At 62.2% G+C, this 19,527-nt stretch carries 13 protein-coding genes and 2 pseudogenes; 7 read left to right on the top strand and 8 right to left on the bottom strand.

Features of this window, described 5'->3' with window-relative positions; translation table 11 throughout:
* Positions 1 to 4: 4 nt before the first annotated feature.
* From EAH78_RS30945 to EAH78_RS30925, 5 genes are read left to right on the top strand one after another with little or no spacing between them, the layout of a single operon-like run.
* Positions 5 to 367 carry an STAS domain-containing protein gene (locus tag EAH78_RS30945; protein ID WP_140671993.1) on the top strand — a complete coding sequence of 121 codons (363 nt, stop codon included), beginning with the start codon at positions 5 to 7 and terminating at the stop codon, positions 365 to 367.
* The gene (locus EAH78_RS30940) at positions 364 to 768 is read left to right on the top strand and encodes an anti-sigma regulatory factor (RefSeq protein WP_140671991.1); all 405 of its coding nucleotides are present in this window, start codon (positions 364 to 366) and stop codon (positions 766 to 768) included. The genes EAH78_RS30945 and EAH78_RS30940 overlap by 4 nt, the downstream gene beginning before the upstream one ends.
* Positions 765 to 1,775 (top strand): ATP-binding protein, encoded by a 1,011-nt coding sequence (locus tag EAH78_RS30935; protein WP_140672026.1) that lies wholly within the window; start codon positions 765 to 767, stop codon positions 1,773 to 1,775. The genes EAH78_RS30940 and EAH78_RS30935 overlap by 4 nt, the downstream gene beginning before the upstream one ends.
* On the top strand, positions 1,768 to 2,643 hold the full coding sequence (locus tag EAH78_RS30930) for a sensor histidine kinase (protein WP_140671989.1): 876 nt from the start codon (positions 1,768 to 1,770) through the stop codon (positions 2,641 to 2,643). Before EAH78_RS30935 ends, EAH78_RS30930 begins: the two co-directional genes overlap by 8 nt.
* Positions 2,633 to 4,576 carry a response regulator gene (locus EAH78_RS30925; RefSeq protein ID WP_140671987.1) on the top strand — a complete coding sequence of 648 codons (1,944 nt, stop codon included), beginning with the start codon at positions 2,633 to 2,635 and terminating at the stop codon, positions 4,574 to 4,576. Before EAH78_RS30930 ends, EAH78_RS30925 begins: the two co-directional genes overlap by 11 nt.
* Positions 4,577 to 4,681: 105 nt before the next feature.
* On the opposite strand, the gene uvrA is transcribed toward EAH78_RS30925, so the two are convergent.
* The 7 genes and pseudogenes from uvrA to EAH78_RS30885 form a co-directional block, all read right to left on the bottom strand.
* On the bottom strand, positions 4,682 to 7,318 hold the full coding sequence (gene uvrA, locus EAH78_RS30920) for an excinuclease ABC subunit UvrA (protein ID WP_140671985.1): 2,637 nt from the start codon (positions 7,316 to 7,318) through the stop codon (positions 4,682 to 4,684).
* A 142-nt stretch (positions 7,319 to 7,460) separates the two neighbouring features.
* Positions 7,461 to 9,522: pseudogene (locus EAH78_RS30915) on the bottom strand (ATP-binding protein).
* Between the two features lie 320 nt (positions 9,523 to 9,842).
* On the bottom strand, positions 9,843 to 12,920 hold the full coding sequence (locus EAH78_RS30905) for an error-prone DNA polymerase (RefSeq protein WP_140671980.1): 3,078 nt from the start codon (positions 12,918 to 12,920) through the stop codon (positions 9,843 to 9,845).
* A complete protein-coding gene (locus EAH78_RS30900; protein ID WP_140671977.1) occupies positions 12,917 to 14,332 on the bottom strand; it encodes a Y-family DNA polymerase in 1,416 nt (471 codons plus the stop codon). The genes EAH78_RS30905 and EAH78_RS30900 overlap by 4 nt, the downstream gene beginning before the upstream one ends.
* Positions 14,333 to 14,339: 7 nt before the next feature.
* Entirely contained in the window at positions 14,340 to 14,957 is a 618-nt protein-coding gene (gene imuA / locus EAH78_RS30895; protein ID WP_007946470.1) for a translesion DNA synthesis-associated protein ImuA, read from the bottom strand.
* Positions 14,957 to 15,574: a transcriptional repressor LexA gene (gene lexA, locus EAH78_RS30890; protein WP_140671975.1), complete on the bottom strand. Its 618-nt coding sequence runs from the start codon at positions 15,572 to 15,574 to the stop codon at positions 14,957 to 14,959. The genes imuA and lexA overlap by 1 nt, the downstream gene beginning before the upstream one ends.
* 38 nt (positions 15,575 to 15,612) lie before the next feature.
* A complete protein-coding gene (locus tag EAH78_RS30885) occupies positions 15,613 to 16,530 on the bottom strand; it encodes a LysR family transcriptional regulator (protein WP_140671973.1) in 918 nt (305 codons plus the stop codon).
* A gap of 103 nt (positions 16,531 to 16,633) precedes the next feature.
* Between EAH78_RS30885 and EAH78_RS30880 the strand changes: the two genes are divergently transcribed.
* On the top strand, positions 16,634 to 18,376 hold the full coding sequence (locus EAH78_RS30880) for an amidohydrolase (protein ID WP_140671971.1): 1,743 nt from the start codon (positions 16,634 to 16,636) through the stop codon (positions 18,374 to 18,376).
* A 108-nt stretch (positions 18,377 to 18,484) separates the two neighbouring features.
* Positions 18,485 to 19,222, top strand: a complete 738-nt coding sequence (locus EAH78_RS30875) for a TorF family putative porin (RefSeq protein ID WP_140671969.1) — start codon at positions 18,485 to 18,487, stop codon at positions 19,220 to 19,222.
* Between the two features lie 121 nt (positions 19,223 to 19,343).
* Here EAH78_RS30875 and EAH78_RS32510 read toward each other — a convergent pair.
* Positions 19,344 to 19,527, bottom strand: a pseudogene (locus EAH78_RS32510) (IS110 family transposase); the annotation flags it as partial.

The raw sequence follows: 19,527 nt of genomic DNA, 5'->3' as shown, positions 1-19,527 counted from the left end.
GCCCATGGATCGAATTCCTATTCTGCAGATGGGTGACTTTCTGCTGGTGACCATCCAGGTCGACATGCATGACCAGCTCGCCCTGACCCTTCAGGACGATTTGTCCGAGCGCATCAGTCGAACATCGGCGCGTGGCGTGTTGATCGACATATCCGCACTGGACATGGTCGATTCGTTCATTGGCCGGATGATCGGGACCATCTCTGGCCTGTCGAAAATCATGGACGCCGAAACCGTACTGGTGGGCATGCAACCGGCCGTGGCGATCACCCTGGTTGAGCTGGGCCTGACCTTGCCCGGCGTCAGCACGGCGTTGAACGTCGAGCGCGGCATGAAACTGCTGCAGGAACGAGTACGCGAGCAATGAGCCCGCGCAGTAGCGGCACTCACCCGATTAACATCGAGCAGGACGTGGTCCTGGCCCGGCAGTTGGCGCGCAAGCTCGCGACCGAGTGCGGCATGCGCCTGATCGACCTGACCAAAATGGTGACCGCCGTCAGCGAGCTGGCGCGTAACACCATGGTCTACGGCGGTGGGGGCGACATGGACTGGCAAATCATCGACGAAAATTCACGGGTGGGCCTGCGCCTGACTTTCCGCGACGAAGGGCCTGGCATTCCCGACATCAAACTGGCGATGACCGACGGCTGGACCTCCGGCAGCGGCCTCGGGCTGGGTCTGACCGGGGCCAAACGGCTGGTGGATGAGTTCGAACTGGACACCGCTCCCGGCCAGGGCACTCGCATAACGATCACCCGATGGACATGAACATTGCAGGCACCCTGACCGACGTCCTGCTGATCGAAGACAGCAGCCAGATCGGGTATGCACGACGCACCGCGCAAAAACTCGCCGAATCAATCGGCTTTGATGCCACCGATGCCGGACGTGTGGCGCTGGTGGCCACGGAACTGGCGAGCAACGTGCTCAAGCATGCAACCCGTGGCGAATTGCATCTGCGGACCCTGCCGTTCAAAAACGGTCACGGCATCGAGATGCTGGCGGTGGATCGCGCCCAGGGCTTTGATTTGCACGCGTGCCTCACGGATGGTTTCTCCACGGGCGGTACGCAGGGCATTGGCCTGGGCGCGGTGTCGCGTCAGACCGACGTGTTCGATGTGTACGCCGACTCAAGGGGCGCCGTGTTGTTGGCCCGTTTGTATCCGCGCACCCAAAAAGTCGCAGACTTGCGGTTGGGCGTCAGCCAGCACTCGCTGGCCAACGACCCGGCTTGCGGCGATGTCTGGCACCTGGCGATTGACGGGCAGCATCTAAGCGTCTTGGTGATTGACGGCCTCGGTCATGGCGAAGAAGCCGAGCGCGCCGCCCGCGCCGGTGAAAAAGCCTTCGCCCACGCGCCGTTCGCCTCGCCAGTGCTCCTGCTCGAGGACATTCACCAGTCCATGATCGGCACCCGTGGCGGAGCGTTGGCCATAGCGCAGTTCGACGCGCAGCTCGACAAATTGACCTTCACCGGCATCGGCAACATCGGTGCCAACCTGATTGCGGCGGACAAATCCCGTGGCCTGGCGTCCCATCCCGGCATCGTTGGCGGCCAGTATCGAAAAGCTCAACCCTTTGACTATGCTCACGTGAGTGGACATCTACTGATCATGTACAGCGACGGCTTGCAGTCCCGATGGAATTTGCACGACTACCCCGGCCTGGTGCACCGGCATCCCGCCGTGATAGCCGCCGTCCTGCACCGTGATTTCTGTCGCGGCCGGGACGATGTGACGGTGTTGGTCGTTGCCCTGGAGGCCGCCCATGGCTGAGTCACCCACCCTCACGCCGGACGATCCTTCGGCGCTGATCGCACGTTTGCAAAGTGAAACGGCAGCGTTGCGTGAGGAGCTCGATGAAACCAATCAAGGCGTGCTCGCGCTGTACGCAGAGCTCGACACCCAGGCGGAAGAACTGCGGCAGGCCTCGGACCTTAAAAGCCGCTTCCTGTCGTACATGAGCCATGAATTTCGCACGCCACTGGGCTCGATCCTGAGCATCGCCAGCCTGCTGAGCGATGAACTCGACGGCCCGCTGAGCCCCGAGCAACACAAGCAGGTCACGTTCGTCAGCACCGCCGCGCGGGAATTGAGCGACATGGTCGACGACTTACTCGACCTGGCGAAAATCGAGGCCGGACGCATCAGCATTTCCCCGGCATGGTTCGACATGTTCGACTTGTTCGCCGCCCTGCGCGGTATGTTTCGCCCGATTGTCGACGCCAGCGCCGTGGACTTGATCTTCGAAGAACCGGTGGGTTTGCCGCGCCTCTACACTGATGACAAGAAGCTCGCGCAGATTTTGCGAAACTTCATTTCCAATTCGCTGAAGTTCACCACACGCGGTGAAGTACGGGTGTCGGCCCGGCTCGAAGGGGCCGACCACGTGCGCTTCGCCGTCAGCGACACCGGAATTGGTATCGCTGCCGAGCTACATGGCGCATTGTTCGAGGACTTCTCCCAAGTCGATTCCCCCCTGCAAAAGCGCTTGCGCGGCACCGGCCTGGGATTGTCGTTGTGCAAACGTTTCGCCGCATTACTGGGCGGCGAAGTCGGGGTCGAAAGTACACCGGGGGTCGGTTCGACCTTCTTCGTGATCATCCCGCTGGCCATCGCCATGGAACCTGCCGATGAAACGTGACATCCGCCTGCTGATCGTCGACGACAACGTTGCGACGCGCTACGCCTTGCGCAGACGCCTGGAACAACACGGCTACACCGTGCTGGAGGCCGGAACCGGTGGCGATGGCCTGGCCCTGATCGATAGCGAGGCCATCGACGCGCTGATTCTGGACGTCAACCTGCCGGACATGAGCGGTTTCGACATCGTGCGCAAGCTGCGCGCCGAGGCTGCCACCGCGCTGTTGCCGGTGATTCACGTGTCGGCCGCCTCGATCCAGACCGGCGACATCATCACTGGCCTGGACGCTGGGGCGGACGCCTACCTGATCCACCCCGTGGACCCGGACGTATTGCTGGCCACCCTGCGCACGTTGCTGCGGGTGCGCGACACCGAAAACGCCTTGCGAGAAAGCGAAGCCCGGTTCCGGGAGATTTTCGTCAACGTGTCGGCGCCCATTGCGGTGCTGGACGCGGATTTCAAAGTTCACGAATGCAACCACGCCTTTACCCAGCTGATTCAGGACAATATCGACCCGGACACCCTCGCTGAATGCTTCGCTGAAGAGCAGGACGCGGTGATCGAAGAACTGCGCCTGCGCCTGATCGCTGGCGAGCGATGGAAAGGCATTTTGAACATGCGCGTGGAGGGCGAATTACGGGAAACCGAGTGGCAGATTTCGCCGTATCGCACTCCGGGATTGAGCCTGGTGTTCGTCGAAGACGTCACCGAACACCGCCATCGCGAACGCTCGCACCTGGCCCGACTCGACGACGCCACTTCACAGCTGGAACGCGAAATCGCCGAGCGCGTGCGCACCGAAGCCCAGTTGCTGCAAGTGCAGAAAATGGATGCCTTGGGCAAATTGACCGGCGGCATCGCCCATGACTTCAACAACCTGCTGACCGGCATCATCACCAGCCTGGAACTGATTCAGAAACGCGTCGCCGACTCACGCACCGACAAGGTTGCGTTCTATGCCGATGCGGCGTTGAACTCGGCCATGAGCGCCGCCGCCCTGACCCATCGCCTGCTGGCTTTCGCCCGTCAACAACCGCTGGATACGCGGCCGGTGGACATCAACGAGCACATTCGCTCCCTCGAAGAATTGCTGGTCCGCACGATCGGCGAACACATCGCGCTGAAACTCGAGCTGACCTCCAAAGCCGCGATTGCGCTGGTCGACCCGATCCAGCTGGAAAGCGCCGTGCTCAACCTGGTGATCAACGCCCGCGATGCGTTGCCGCAAGGCGGGAACATTTGGGTCAGCACCTACGCGGCGTATTCCCACGGCGACCTGAAACTGGCGGATGGCGCCTATGTCGCGTTGTCGGTGCGCGATGACGGTACCGGTATCGAGCACAGCGTGATCGACAAGGTATTCGACCCGTTTTTCACCACCAAGCCGCTGGGTCAGGGCACCGGGTTGGGGTTGTCGAGCATTTACGGTTTCGCCCGGCAATCGGGGGGCGATGCGCACATCCGCAGCGTAGCCCGACGCGGGACTGAAGTGACCATCATGCTGCCGGCCAGTTCGGACCCGACCACGGCTGCCGTCGTCCCGGAAGCGGTGGATCAGCAAGGGTCGGGTGAGCATGTGCTGATTGTCGAGGACATGCCTTCGGTGCGCATGTTTGTCGCTGAGGTGCTCGCGGATGCGGGGTATCGCTGCACGCAAGTGGGCGATATCGAAGGCGCCCTTGAGCGCCTGCAGAACGACCCTTCGATTGATCTGATGCTGACTGACGTTGGGCTTCCGCGCATGAACGGCAGGGAACTGGCGGATGTCGCTCGAGGATGGCGTGAGGGATTGCCGATCCTGTTCATGACCGGTTACGCCGAGAATGCCATTAACCGCCAGGTGTTTCTCGGGGACGGCATGGAGATGCTGGTCAAGCCATTCCAGATCAATGAATTGCTGGACAAGGTCCGACGCACACTCGGTTACGCCTGATAGACCGCCTTCGCGAGCAAGCCCGCTCCCACATTTGATCTGTGTCGTTCACACCTCAAATGTGGGAGCGGGCTTGCTAGCGAAGAGGCCAGTTAGATCACCACATCAACCCCTGCCAAGCACCCGCGCCAAAAACGGCGCAGTCCGGCTCTTCTTGCTTTTGGCCACTGCCTGCGGCGTGCCCGCCACGACGATTTTCCCGCCCTGATCCCCCGCCCCCGGTCCGATGTCGATCACCCAGTCACTTTGCGCCACCACGCGCATTTCATGCTCGACCACGATCACCGTGTGGCCCGCCACCACCAGCGTATTCAACTGCTCCAGCAACCGATCCACATCTCGCGGATGCAAACCGGTCGTGGGCTCATCGAGCACATACAACGTCGCCCCACGCTGATTGCGTTGCAGCTCCGTCGCCAGTTTGATCCGCTGCGCTTCACCGCCCGACAACTCGGTCGCCGGCTGCCCCAAGCGCAAATACCCCAACCCAATATCCCGCAACACTTCCAGCGAGCGGCGAATGCCCGGCTGCTCGGCAAACACCTCGACCGCTTCATCCACCGTCAGCTGCAACACTTGGGCAATGTTCAACCCTTGCCAGGTAATCGCCAGCGTCTCGGGGTTATAGCGGGCGCCGTGACACGTCGGGCATGGTGCGTAGACGCTGGGCATGAACAACAATTCGACGCTGACAAAGCCTTCACCTTCGCAGGTCGCGCAGCGGCCCTTGGCAACGTTGAAGGAGAACTGCCCGGCGTCGTAGCCTTCGGCCTGTGCCTCGGGCGTGGCGGCGTACAACTTGCGCACGTTGTCGAACAGCCCAGTGTAGGTCGCCAGATTGGAGCGCGGCGTACGGCCGATGGGTTTCTGGTCGACCTGCACCAAACGCTTGATCGACTCCAGCCCCGCCGTAACCTGACCACCACTAACCTGCGGCGCATCGTCCTCAAGGCTTAACGCTTCGGCTTCGTTTTCGCTGGCGCTCCGGCCTAAATGCGCGCCGACCAGTTCCAGCAAGGCCTGACTGACCAGGCTCGATTTACCGGAACCGGACACACCCGTCACGGCGGTAAAACAGCCCAGTGGAAACTCGACGCTGAGGTTGTTCAGGTTGTTGCGGGTGATGCCCTCCAGTCTTAGCCAATCCGTAGCCTTGCGGCTGGCACGGGGTTCGGCGACCTGTTCGGCAAACAGGTAGGCACGGGTCTGTGAGTTCGTCACCGCGGCCAACCCTGACGGCGGGCCGCTGTAGAGGATCTGGCCGCCGTTCTCGCCCGCCGCCGGTCCGACGTCGATCAACCAGTCGGCGCGGCGCATGGTTTCCAGATCATGCTCAACCACAAACAGCGTATTGCCGGCGGCCTTCAGGCGTTGCAGTGCTTCAAACAACGCCTCGCCATCCGCCGGATGCAGGCCGGCTGAAGGCTCATCCAGCACGTAGATCACACCGAACAGTTGCGAGCCCAGTTGCGTCGCCAGCCGCAGGCGCTGCAACTCGCCGGAGGACAGCGTCGGCGTGCTGCGCTCCAGTGCCAGGTAACCGAGGCCCAGGTCCGTCAGGGTGCTGACCCGCTCCAGCAAATCCTGGGCGATGCGTTGCGCGGCCAGGCGTTTTTCCACCGACAGATTCGGTGTGTGGCGCACGTCCGGCGCGTTGGCATGCCCGCTCGCACCGTGGGCGACTCGTGCTTCGCGGGCCTCGCGGGTTTGCCGGTGGGTCAACACTTCACCCGCCTCATCGGCCTGTTCCAGATAACTGTGTGCCGCCACCGGTTTCAGCACCGCGGCCACTTGCAGCAGCGGCATCTGCGATAACTCGCCGATGTCGTAGCCCGCGAACGTCACCGACAACGCCTCGCGCTTGAGCCGTTTGCCGTCACACAACGGGCAAGGACTGCCGAGCATGAATTGCGAAACGCGCTTCTTCATCAGTGCACTTTGCGAGTGGGTGAAGGTGTGCAGGATGTAGCGGCGGGCGCCGGTGAACGTGCCCTGATAACTCGGTTCCATTTTGCGTTTGAGCGCGACGCGGGTTTCTTCAGGGGTGAGCCCGGCGTACACCGGCACCGTCGGTGTTTCTTCGGTGAAGAGAATCCACTCACGCTGTTTTTTCGGCAGCTCTCGCCAGGGGATATCGACGTCGTAACCCATGGTCACGAGAATGTCGCGCAGGTTCTGCCCTTGCCAGGCCGTGGGCCAGGAAGCAACGGCGCGCTGGCGGATGGTTAGACTCGGGTCGGGGACCATCAGCGCTTCAGTGACGTCGTACACCCGCCCCAACCCATGACACTCCGGGCAAGCACCTTGCGGGGTGTTGGGCGAAAAGTCTTCGGCATAGAGCATCGCTTGCCCGGGCGGATAACTGCCGGCCCGCGAGTAGAGCATGCGGATCAGGCTCGACAGCGTCGTCACGCTGCCCACTGAAGAACGGGTACTTGGCGTGCCCCGTTGTTGCTGCAGGGCCACGGCCGGCGGCAAGCCTTCGATGGAATCGACATCCGGCACGCCGACCTGATCGATCAGCCGTCGCGCATACGGCGCCACGGATTCGAAATAGCGGCGCTGCGCTTCAGCGTAAAGGGTTGAAAACGCCAGCGAAGACTTGCCCGAACCGGAGACACCGGTGAACACCACCAGCGCATCGCGCGGGATGTCGACATCGATGTTCTTGAGGTTGTGTTCCCGGGCGCCACGCACCCTGACTATGCCGGAGGGAGGGTTGGAGGTGCGCTTGGATGTCATCGAAAACCCTTAATGAAATAACTGAATAAACACCGACCCAATGTGGGAGCGGGCTTGCTCGCGAAGGCGGTGTATCAGGCAACATCAATGTTGAATGTTCGGCCGCTTTCGCGAGCAAGCCCGCTCCCACATTGGGACTGCATTAACCATTGAGGACCGTGCGCACCATGCGGGTCAGTGATTCAGGCCCGTAAGGCTTGCTCAGCAAATAGGTGTCGGGGCTGAGTTGGTGGTTGCGCGAGATAATGTCACGGGTATGCCCCGAGGTGAACAACACCGCCACCGGCGGATTCTGCACTTTGGCCCATGCGGCGAGGTCCGCGCTTTTGATCAGGCCGGGCATGACCACATCCGTGAAAATCAACTCCACCGCCGTGCCTTCCAGCAACATCTGCATCGCCTGGTCGCCGTTGGCCGCCGTCATCACCTGATAGCCTTCCTCACGCAGCAACTCCACCGCCGAGGCGCGGACTGCTTCGTTGTCTTCGACCACCAGAATGGTTTCATGACCACCGCGCTGATGCGGATCATGCTGCGTGATTTCACTGGGTGCGGGTCGCAGGCTACGCGGAAAGTACAACTTCACCCGAGTGCCAAGACCCTCGATGCTGGAAATCTCGATGTGCCCGCCGCTCTGCTTGACGAAACCGAACACCATACTCAACCCCAGACCCGTGCCCTGGCCGTCGGCCTTGGTGGTGAAAAACGGTTCGAAGGCTTGCGCGAGTACCTGCGGCGGCATGCCAATACCGGTGTCTGCCACCGCGACACAGACGTAGTCGCCAGCCAAGATGCCCTTGCCCGCACAAAACTTCGGGTCGAGGGTGATGTGCTCGGCACTCAGGTTGATGGTGCCCTCGCCTTTCATCGCATCACGGGCATTGATCGCCAGGTTGAGAATGGCGTTCTCCAACTGATTGCGATCCGCGAAGATGTGCCAGGGTTCATCCGGCGCATTCACCTTGATCTGCAAGGTTTCGCCCAGCGCCCGTTGCAACAGCTCCGCCAGACCATCGAAGACCTGCCGTGGATTGCACACCGCTGGCGACAGTGGCTGGCGGCGGGCAAACGCCAGCAATTGCGAAGACAATTTGGCGCCACGTTCAACCGCGGCAATCGACGCTTTGACCCGGCGCTGGACGTTGGGGTTGTCCGGCTCATGCCGCGCCAGCAAGTGCAAGTTGCCAGCGATCACCTGCAGCAGGTTATTGAAGTCGTGGGCCGCCACCGGTGAGGCCGCCGATGGCTTCGAGTTTCTGCGATTGGCGCAGTTGTTCTTCGGCAGCCAGTCGCGCTTCCACTTCATCGGCGACGCGCTGTTCCAGGTTGCGGGTGAACCTGAGCAAGGATTCTTCGGCGGACTTGCGTTCATGGATGTCGATCAATACACCGGGAAAGCGGAACGCTTCGCCCTGCTCATTGAACTCACAACAGCCGCTGGCCTGCACCCACAGGTAAGTGCCATCTGGACGCAAGACCCGATACTCGGCATTGAACGCATCTCCAGTTTCGACCGACTGTTTGACCTGTTCCTGCACCCAACTCATGTCATCGGGATGAATCCTGGCTTCGGCGACATCTGTCGGCAGGTCGGCCAGGTCCTGATCGGCAGGATAGGAAAAGGTGCGGGCGAAACGCTCGTCGCCAGAGAGCCTGTTGCCCTTGATGTCCCAGACGAACGAGCCGAGCAACGCCCCGGCATTGAGTGCCAGACGAACCCGTTCGTTGTCGGCGCGGTAGGCGTCTTCGGCGGCTTGGCGGCGGCGTTCGGAAATTACGTGTTCGGTGGTATCGACCACCATCGCCATGACCCCGGCGGGTGTGCCGGCATCATTGGCGACCGGGCTGTAATAGAGGTCCAGCCACACGTCTTCGGGGATCCCGTCGCGCAGCAATACCAATTCTTTATTGCGATAGGACAGGGTTCCGCCCGCCAGGCAGGTATCGACCACATTGCGATTGAATTCGGCGACTTCCGGCCAGCCCAATTCCACCGGGGAGCCCAACAGGTAAGGATGGCGGCCACCGGCGAATTGGGAGTAGGCATCGTTGTAGATCATGTACCCGGCGTGGCCCCACAGCATCACCATTGGCAGTGGCGAGGCCAGCATCAACTGCACCGTGCTGCACAGACTCGCGGGCCAGCTGTCGAGGCTGCCCAGTTCGGTCTGGCCCCAGTCGAATGCACGAATGCGTCCGGCCATTTCGCCGTTCCAGCCGGCACACCCGTGGCTTTGCTCTAGAAACTGCATTGACTGGCTCTTAGTCTCTGTAGATGAACTGGCTCAAGGGATCGCGGCGCGGCCCGTTTGTTTCGAGCATCGCCGACGGCAAATGGTTTCATAGAGGTTAGCTGATTCAAACCATCCGGGCTTCTGTGGCGAGGGAGCTTGCTCCCGCTGGAGTGCGAAGCGCTCCCAAAAATGGGACTGCTACGCAGTCCAGCGGGAGCAAGCTCCCTCGCCACAGAGGTTGTCGAACGCTAGCCATCACCCATAATCTGTCGGAGCCACACATTTCGCATTCAACGGAAATCCCGGCTGCGCACGCTGATGCCGTCGAGCAATGAACTCAGGTCACTCAAGCGTCCGGCAATCAGGTGGCGAACCTCGCCTACCTTTTCCCAGCGGCCATCGACCTTGAGCAATTGCGAGCCAACCAGCACCTGGCGTTGCCGCTCGGCCAGGTCGCGCCAGACCACCACGTTGACGTTGCCAAACTCGTCTTCCAGGGTCACGAAGGTCACGCCACTGGCAGTGCTCGGCCGTTGCCGCCCCGTCACCAGCCCGGCGACACTGACCGGCCGCCCGTGTTCGACCGTCATCAGTTCTTGCGAACTGCGACAACGCCGGGCCCTCAGTTCACCGCGCAACAACGCCAGCGGATGCGGGCCGAGGGTAGTGCCGACACTCGCGTAATCGGCTTGCAGGTCTTCGCCGACGGTGGGTTTGGGCAACACCACGGCGACCTCTTCCTGACTTCGCAGGCCGGCAAACAAACCGAGTTGCTTTTGCACCCCCGCCACCTCCCAGCGCGCCCGATGCCGATCACCGGCCAACCCCCGCAGCGCACCGGCATCGGCCAGTTGTTCCTGGGCGCGGGCATCCAGTCGCGCACGCTCGCCGAGGTCGGCGATGTCGACAAACACCCCCCGCGCCCGCGCCGCTTCGATACGCCGGGCATCGTCTTCGCGAAAGCCCTTGATCATCCGCAACCCCATGCGAATCGCCGGTTGCGCGCCGGTTATCGGCTCCAGGCTGCAATCCCAGTCACTGGCGCGCACGTCCACCGGGCGAATCTGCAAGTGATGCCGGCGCGCGTCCTGGAGAATCTGGTCCGGGCTGTAGAACCCCATCGGCCAGCTGTTGATCAGCGCACAGGCAAAAGCCGCCGGTTCGTGGCATTTCAGCCAGCAACTGGCGTAGGTCAGCAAGGCGAAACTGGCGGCGTGGGACTCGGGGAAACCGTAGCTGCCGAAACCTTTGATCTGTTCGAAGATCTGCGCGGCGAATTCGGCCGTGTAGCCGTTTTTCTTCATCCCGGCGGCCAGTCGATCCTTGTGCGGCTCCAGCCCGCCGTGGCGCTTCCAGGCCGCCATGGAGCGCCGTAACTGATCGGCCTCGCCGGGGCTGTAGTCGGCGGCGACGATGGCGATCTGCATCACCTGTTCCTGGAACAGCGGCACGCCCAAGGTGCGCTTGAGCACCGCTTCAAGTTCCGGGGAAGGATAGGTTTCCGGCTCTTCCTTGTTGCGACGGCGCAGGTACGGATGGACCATCCCTCCCTGAATCGGGCCCGGACGGACGATGGCCACCTCGATAACCAAGTCATAGAACTTGCGCGGCTTGAGCCGGGGCAGCATCGACATCTGTGCCCGGGACTCGATCTGGAACACGCCGATGGTGTCGGCATGGCCAATCATGTCGTAGGTGGCCGAATCTTCGGACGGAATCGTCGCCAGGCTCAGGTCAAGGTTGCGGTGGCGACGCAGCAGATCGAAACAGCGGCGGATGGCGCTGAGCATGCCCAAGGCCAGAATATCGACTTTGAGCAACCCGACCGCGTCGAGGTCATCCTTGTCCCACTGAATGATCGTGCGCTCGGCCATGGCGGCGTTTTCCACCGGCACCAGGCTGTCCAGCGGCTGCTCGGAAATCACGAAACCACCGGGGTGCTGGGACAAGTGCCGGGGGAAACCGATCAACTGCTGCGTCAGGCTCAAGACCCGGCGCAATACCGCGCTTTCGGGGTCGAAGCCACCTTCCAGCAGGCGTTCCACGGGCGGCGCGGTATCACTCCAGTGGCCGCAGCAATCGGCCAGCGCATTGATCTGGTCCGGCGGCAGACCCAATGCCTTGGCCACGTCACGCACCGCGCCCGCCGCGTGATAGGTGCTGACCACCGCCGTCAATGCCGCACGGGTGCGGCCATAACGCTGGAACACGTACTGCAGGACTTCTTCGCGACGCTCGTGTTCGAAGTCCACGTCAATGTCCGGCGGCTCGTTGCGCTCTTTGGAGAGAAAACGTTCAAACAGCAACGTGGTGCGGTCCGGGTCGATTTCCGTGATGCCCAAGGCAAAACACACCGCCGAGTTGGCCGCCGACCCCCGCCCCTGACACAGAATGTGCTGGTCACGGGCGAACCGCACAATGTCGTGCACCGTCAGGAAATAGCTCTCGTAGCCCAGTTCGGCGATCAGCTTCAGTTCTTTGTCGATCTGCGTCAGCACCGCCGTTTTCGGGCCTTTGGGCCAGCGCCATGCAATGCCCTCATCCGTCAAATGACGCAGCCAGGACGTGGCTGTCTGGCCTTGCGGCACCAACTCCCGTGGATACTGATAACGCAACTGCCCAAGGTCGAAGGTGCAGCGCCGGGCAATGGCCAGCGTTTCATCGAGCAAGGCTGGCGGGTAGATCGTTTGCAAAATCTCCAGGCTGCGCACATGCCGCTCGCCATTGGGGTGAAGGCGCAGCCCGGCCTCGGCCACCGGCACGTGATGACGGATCGCGGTCATGGTGTCCTGCAAGGCGCGCCGGCCACGGGTGTGCATGTGCACATCGCCGCTGGCCACGGCGGGAATCCGCAATTCTCGCGCCAGGGTCAGCAGCGCCTCCAGGCGCCGGGTATCGTCCTGGTCGCAATGCAACTGGACGCTCAACCACAGGCGTTCGGCGAAAGTCTGCTGCAGCCAGTGGCCCTGTTCGAAGTCATCGACAGCGTCCGGCACCCACAACACCAACAGCCCCGGCATCGGCTCGCTGAAGTCTTCGCGCAGCACCTGGTACTGGCCTTTTTGCGTGCGGCGCCGCGCCTGGGTAATCAACCGGCACAGGGTCTGGTAACCCTCAAGGTTCTCCACCAGCAGCACCAGTTTCGGGCCGTTCTCGATGCGGATTTCGCTGCCAATGATCAGTGGCAGCTCCACCGATTTGGCCGCTTGCCAGGCGCGGACGATGCCGGACAGGGTGCATTCATCGGTGATCGCCAGCGCCTGATAACCGTGCTTTTTCGCCCGTTGAAAGAGTTCAAGAGCACTGGAGGCCCCGCGCTGGAAGCTGAAGTTCGACAGGCAGTGCAACTCGGCATAGTCAATGCTCATGCGAACCAGCCTTGCAGCCACAGCGGACCGCCCTCACCCACCGCCCGATACGCCCAGCCCTGCTGGCCGGAACGGGTTTCGACCAGGTAGTAATCGCGGCGCACGTCGGCGCCGTCCCACCAGCCGGATTCGATGCGTTCCGGGCCCATGAGGATGCGCGTCGAGCTTTCGTGGATCGCCTGCGGTTCCGTCAGCAACCAGCCCGGACGCTGCACACCCGGCAACCCCGCGCACAGTTGACTGTCGACCCGCGCCTGCCACGCGCATTCCGGGCGGTGATCGGCCTGGAAGCGCAAGCCGTGCACCGCCTCATCGCCGAGCCGCGCGCGCAAGCGTTCACGCAGTTGCTCCCACGGCAAGGATTGCTGCGGGCGATCGTCGAACAGTTCCTGATACTGCGGGACGAAGCTCGGCAAGTCTTCGGCGCGCAGCCGAAAACCGCGCACCGGGGCTTCGACCTGAACCTGTTCCAGTCGCCCTCGCGCCAGTTCGAAGAGCATCGCCGGATCGCGCTCGGCGCTGAGCAGGCCGACCTTGATCACCGAGTCCGGCAGGCCGGCGTGTTCCAGGTGCAGGTCGAAACGCTGCACGCCACTGTCCCGACCGCAGAGAAAGGCCGACAGATCGCCGGTCAGCCGGCGCAGCGGAAACAGCAACGCCTGATGCGACTGCACGTCGAAATTGAGTTCGATGCGTACGTCGAAACGGTCCGGTGGCAGGTAGAACGCCAGGGCCAGTTGGCGCGCCCCCGTCAACGCGTCCAGATGCTTGAGCACCTGAGCTTCGAAGCGCCGGGCCAGGCTCTGTCGTGGCAGCGCCTGCACCTGACTCAAGGTGCGCAAGCCCATGCGCGACAACGCCGTGGCCACCATGGGCTCCAACGCGATGCGGTCGACGGGCAACTGACCGAGATGGTAGTGCAAGGCTTCGTTGTCCGGCACCACCAGCCCGTCATACACATTGGCCAGCACCCGCGCGGCCACCGGGTTGGGCGCAGCGACGATCCGATGGCGGAAACCCAACTCGCCGAGTTCAGCACGCAACCGCGTCTCGAACGCTGGCCACGGACCGAACAAGCCCAGACTGGACTCGATTTCAAACACCACGGCACGCGGGTAATGCACGCTGACCTGAGAGCTGAAGCGATAGGCCCATGCGGCCAGAAACTGTTGCCAGTGCTCGATCTCCGCGGCGTCGTATTCGGCCGTGGCAAAGCCTTTGCTCAAGGCCTGCGCAGCCGTCATCGACTGCCCCGGACGCAAGCCCAGCGCCCGCGCCGACGCGTTGACCGCTTGCAACACCCGGCGCTGCGCCGGGCCGGTCAGCAGCGCCAGCGGCTCATCGGGATCGGGGCGCTGTCGCAGCACCGCGTCCAGCGCCAATTGCGGGAAAAGAATACAGACCCAGCGCATGGCAACCTCAATGCCCCACGGGGAAGGCAATCGGCGCCGAACGCGCCAGCCCGCCCCGGCACTTGAGCACGCGCAATTGCGCGGGTCTGGCATCGATGGCGATGCGCAGTGCGGCGGGCGAAGGGTTGACGGCTTCATGGATCGAGCGGTAGGCAAACGCCAGGGTCGAGCCGGTTTCCGCCGCCACCTGCAAGCGGCGCAATGCCCGGTCATCGGCCTTGTGCGGCCAGCACAGCACGGCGCCACAACTGCCCGAGCGCAGGCATTGTTCCGCGGCCCACAAGGCATCGCGCTCGCTGGCCTGGATGATCGACAATTGGCGTAGATCGACCCCGGCGTTCTGCCAGGCCTGGGGATACGGCACGTAAGGCGGCGCCACCAGCACGATGCGTTCACCCGCCGCCGACAACCGCGCCAGTGCCGGCCACACCAGTTGCAACTCGCCGACGCCCTGCCCGGCCAGGAGGATTTCGGTCAGCGCCGCTTCCGGCCAGCCCCCGGTGGGCAACGCAGCATCCAGCGCGGCATGCCCGGTGGGTTGCGGGCTGACGGCGGGTGGCGCAGGCCGGCCCTTCCAGACCTGGCCGCCATTGAACAGCGTATCCAGCGCTACGACGGCGCCCATCACCCTTGCCTCACTAGACCGCAGAACACTCCTTCGATGGCAAGGTCCTGACCGGGCTGCACGATGATCGGCTGATACGCCGGGTTGCGCGGCAACAGGCGAACCGTGTCACCGGCCCGCTCGAAACGCTTGATGGTGACCTCACCGTCCAGTCGCGCCACCACGATCTGGCCATTGAGCGCGTCCGGGTTGCGCCGCACGCCCACCAGATCGCCGTCGAGGATGCCGTCCCCGATCATCGAGTCGCCCTGAACCCGCAGCATGTAATCCGGCACCCGCGAGAAGATCGACGGGTCCAGCAGCAACCGGCTGTGCACTTCGGCGTCGGCACCGATTGGCGCACCCGCCGCGACCCGGCCGAGCACCGGAATGTCCAGCAACTCGGGCCGCGCCGGTTGCCCGAGCAAACGAATGCCACGGGCCTGATGCGGGTTGACCTCGATGAAACCGGCTTCGGTCAGCGCCAACACGTGCTTGCGTGCCACGCTGCGGGAGGCAAAACCAAAGGCCTCGCTGATTTCAGCGAGGCTCGGGGACTGACCGTGCTCCGCGATTCGGTCGCGGATAAAGGTCAGGATGGCGGTACGGCGGGGAGTTAAAGTCGTCATGGAGTACATTTGTACTCTTTTGGCTTTTTCCTGGCAAGGACCGCTAATCAGCTCAAACCACGGGACGCCAGAAACCCTGCGATGTAATCGATAAACGCCAGCACCTTCGCGGTCGCCCGTCGATGGCTCGGGTACACCGCCAGAATGTGCGGGCCAAAGCTGTCCGGGTCGATGTCATATTCCGCCATCAACTGCACCAACCGGCCATCGGCAATGTACGGCGCGGCGCTCCACAACGGGGTGTGCAACAAGCCGCGTCCGGCCAGGGCGTTGGCCAACAGCAGGTCGTAATTGTCGCTGCGCAACCGCGGATTGGGCGGCTGCGGCAGGCTCAGGCGTTGCTCATCGCACTCGACCCACCAGAATTCGCGACTGAGCAATGGATGGCGATACAGCAACCACTCGTGGTCATCGAGGGTTTGCGGGGTGACCGGCAATGGATTGCGCGCCAGATAGGCCGGGCTGGCGCACAACGCCAGACGATTGCTGCCAACCACGCGGGCGATCAGTCCCGGCAAGTCGTCATGGCCTTCGCGCAGGGCCAGGTCGTAGCCGCTTTCCAGCAGATTGACGAACTCATCGCACAGGTCCACCTGCAGATTGATCTGCGGGTATTGCTCGAGAAAACCGCCACACACCTGGTCGAGAAACGCCTGCCCATAGGCCAGCGGCGCGGTGATTTTCAGGTTGCCGCGCAAGCCATGCTGCAACTGCTCGATTTCCTCGCCGGCCTCCTCCAGCCGCTGCAACACCTGGCGCGCGGTGTCCAGATAGAGCCGTCCGGACTCGGTCAGCAGAATCCGTCGGGTGCTGCGCTCGAACAAGCGCGCGCCAAGCTCCGCTTCCAGGTGATTGACCGCTTTGGTCAGGGCCGAAGGGGTTTTGCCCAATTGCTCGGCGGCGCGGCTGAAGCTGCCCAGTTGCGCCGTGACCACGAACATTTTCAACGCACCCAACTTGTCCATACTTTTTCCATTCCGGCAAAAACGTTTTTCGTGAGGAAGGCGTTCTGCTGCGCGCCAGCAGCCACTAATCTGGCCATCAGACGCAATAACAAGGAAACATTCAATGAAAAGATTCATCCCGAATCTGTTGATGGCCGCTGTTAGTTTTGCCTCGATGGAAGCCATGGCAGCCACCGATATGGTGCTGATCAATGGCAAGATTTTCACCGCCGACCGTGCCCAACCGAAGGCACAGGCGCTGGCAGTACAGGACGGCAAGGTACTGCAAGTCGGCAGCGATGCGCAGATCAAGGCCTTGATCACGCCGCAAACCAAAGTGGTTGATCTGGGCGGTAAAACCCTGATGCCCGGCCTGATCGACACCCATTCCCACGCGATCTTCGGCGGTCTGGAAATGGTCTCGGCCAACATGGAAGACGAAGTGGTCGACCTCGACGAACTGGAAAAACGCCTGCGCGCCTGGCGTGATGACGGCAAAGCCAAACACGGCGATGTGTTGACCATCGCCGGCATGAGTTCGGTGTATTGGGCCAAGGCCGAAGAACTGGGCAAAAAATTCAGCAACGGTGAATGGGCCAACGTGCCCGTCGTCTTCACCGGCAGCGACCACCACACGGCCTGGGCCAACGACTTCATGCTCAAGCGCGCCGGGATTGACGCCGCGTTGCTCAAGACCTTGCCCGCCGCCGAAGCGGATACCCTCGGCAAACGCGCCGATGGCAGCCCCAATGGTTTCCTGGTGGACGCCGGTTGGGACCGGGTGTCCTCGAAAATACCCGTGCCAAGCAGCGCCGACATGCTCAAGGCCGCCCAATCGGCTGTGCGCTACAACAACAGCTTTGGCATCACGGCGTGGATGGACCCCGCCGCCAACGCAGCCCCCGGCGAACCGCTGTTCGCGCTCAAGCCCACAGAGAAAACCGTCGGCGTGCTGCCGGCCTATAAAGCCTTGGCCGAAACCGGCGGCATGACGGTGCACGTGGCCGCGCTGTTGGTGGCGAATTCAAAAAGCGTTCCGGCCGATCTCGACACGCTGGACAAGGTTCGCCAGCAATTTCAGGGCATCCCCAACCTGACCCTGCCCGGCGTCAAGATCTTCGCCGACGGCGTGATCGAATTCCCGGCCCAGAGCGCGGCGATGATCGACCCTTACAACAACTCGCACAAACAGGGCGAGTTGCTGATCGATCCGAAGCATTTCGGTGAACTGGTCAGTGCCATCGACCAGCGCGGCTGGCTGGTGCACATCCACGCCATCGGCGACCGCGCGGTGCGTGAGTCGCTGAACGGCATCGAACAGGCGCGCAAGGATCGCCAGAGCGGCGTGACGCACTCGATCACCCACCTGCAAATCGTCAACCCGAAGGAGTTTGCGCGGTTCAAACCGCTGAACGTCATCGCCTCGATGCAACTGCTGTGGGCCTCGGCTGACGACTACACCACGGACATGATCAAGCCATACGTCAGCGCCCTCGCCTTCCGCTACCAGTACCCGGCGCACTCGCTGCTCAAACAGGGCGCGACCATCGCTGGCGCGAGTGACTGGCCGGTGTCTTCGCCCAACCCTTGGAACGCGATGGCCCAAGCCATCACCCGCGTCGGCCCGATGGGCGTGCTGAACATCAAGGAAGCCGTGGATCGCGAAACGATGTTCTACGCCTACACCGCGAATGCCGCGCGCACCATCGGCCTGGAAAAGCAGATCGGTTCGCTGACCCCTGGCAAGCAAGCGGACTTCATCGTGCTGGACCGTGACGTCTTCACCGTCGACAACAAGGCCCTGAGCGACACCCAAGTGCTGCAAACCTTTTTCGCCGGGCGCGAAGTCTACGCACCGACCCTCTAATAAAACCCCGCTGTAACCCGCTGCCCGTCCCCGCGTTCAACGCCGGGGTCGGCGCAGCTTTGCCACAAAAAAACTGCCCATAACAATCACAATATCGGGACTGCACTCATGAAAGCTTTCACCCTGTTCGCCCTTGGTTCCTTGAGTCTGCTGCCGTTGAGCAGCCAGGCCATCGTCTTGAATGACGACTTCTCCGTACTGGTGGACCTGACCCTGGCGAGCGATTACCGCACCCGTGGCATTTCGCAAACACTCAATGACCCTGCCGTGCAGGCCGGTGTGACCCTGGCTCACAGCACCGGGTTGTATGTGGGCGCCTGGAGTTCGAACGTCGACTTCGGTGGCGGCCTGAAAACCCGTCAGGAAGTGGATTACTACGGCGGCTGGCTCTGGGAAGCGACCGATGACGTCAACCTGGACATCGGTTACCTCAAATACACCTACCCGAAAGAAAGCCAGTTCAACCAGAGCGAGGTCTACGGCATTCTCAGCGTCTACGGGGTGAAGCTCGGCGCCTATTACTCCGACGATGCACCGGGTGTCGACAGCAAGCAGAACTCGCTCTACACCTATGTCGGTTACGAAACCCAATTGCCTTATGACACCGGCCTGAAACTGCGCTACGGCAACATGGACTTCAAGGACCCTCACCTGTACTCGAGCTCCGGCCGTGCGGAGGACTCGTACCGCGAATGGGAAGTCAAACTGACCCACGAACTGGCCGGCGTGATGCTGGGCCTGAGCTACATCGACACCGACCTGTCGAAAAGCCAATGCACCAGCAACTGGGGCTACGACGACCTGTGCAGCGCCACCGTGGTGGCGAGCGTCAGCAAGTCCTTCTGACAGACATCGATCAAATGTGGGAGCAACTGTCTTGATGACTTTATTTTTAAGGCTTATCGGAAGACAGCTGAACTCCCACGGCTCCAGGCCATGCAAATTCCTTACAAAACACGCAGCCTGTTTAGGCTGCCTGTTCTCGCCACTCAGTTTTCTCTCGAATCATGGCATTCAGCCGTATCAACAACACTCGCATGCAGGCGATCAGCGCTACTTTGGCGCATTTACCTTTCTGGCGTAATGCTTGATACCGAGCCTTGAACTCAGGCTGTCGCCGGATCACCACCCAACAGGCCATGTACATCGCG

It is taken from the genome of Pseudomonas arsenicoxydans, from assembly GCF_006438915.1.
In the GTDB taxonomy this organism is placed as follows: Bacteria; Pseudomonadota; Gammaproteobacteria; order Pseudomonadales; family Pseudomonadaceae; genus Aquipseudomonas; species Aquipseudomonas arsenicoxydans_A.
Note: the sequence above shows the minus strand (reverse complement) of the source record. Positions and strands in the feature narration are given on the sequence as shown.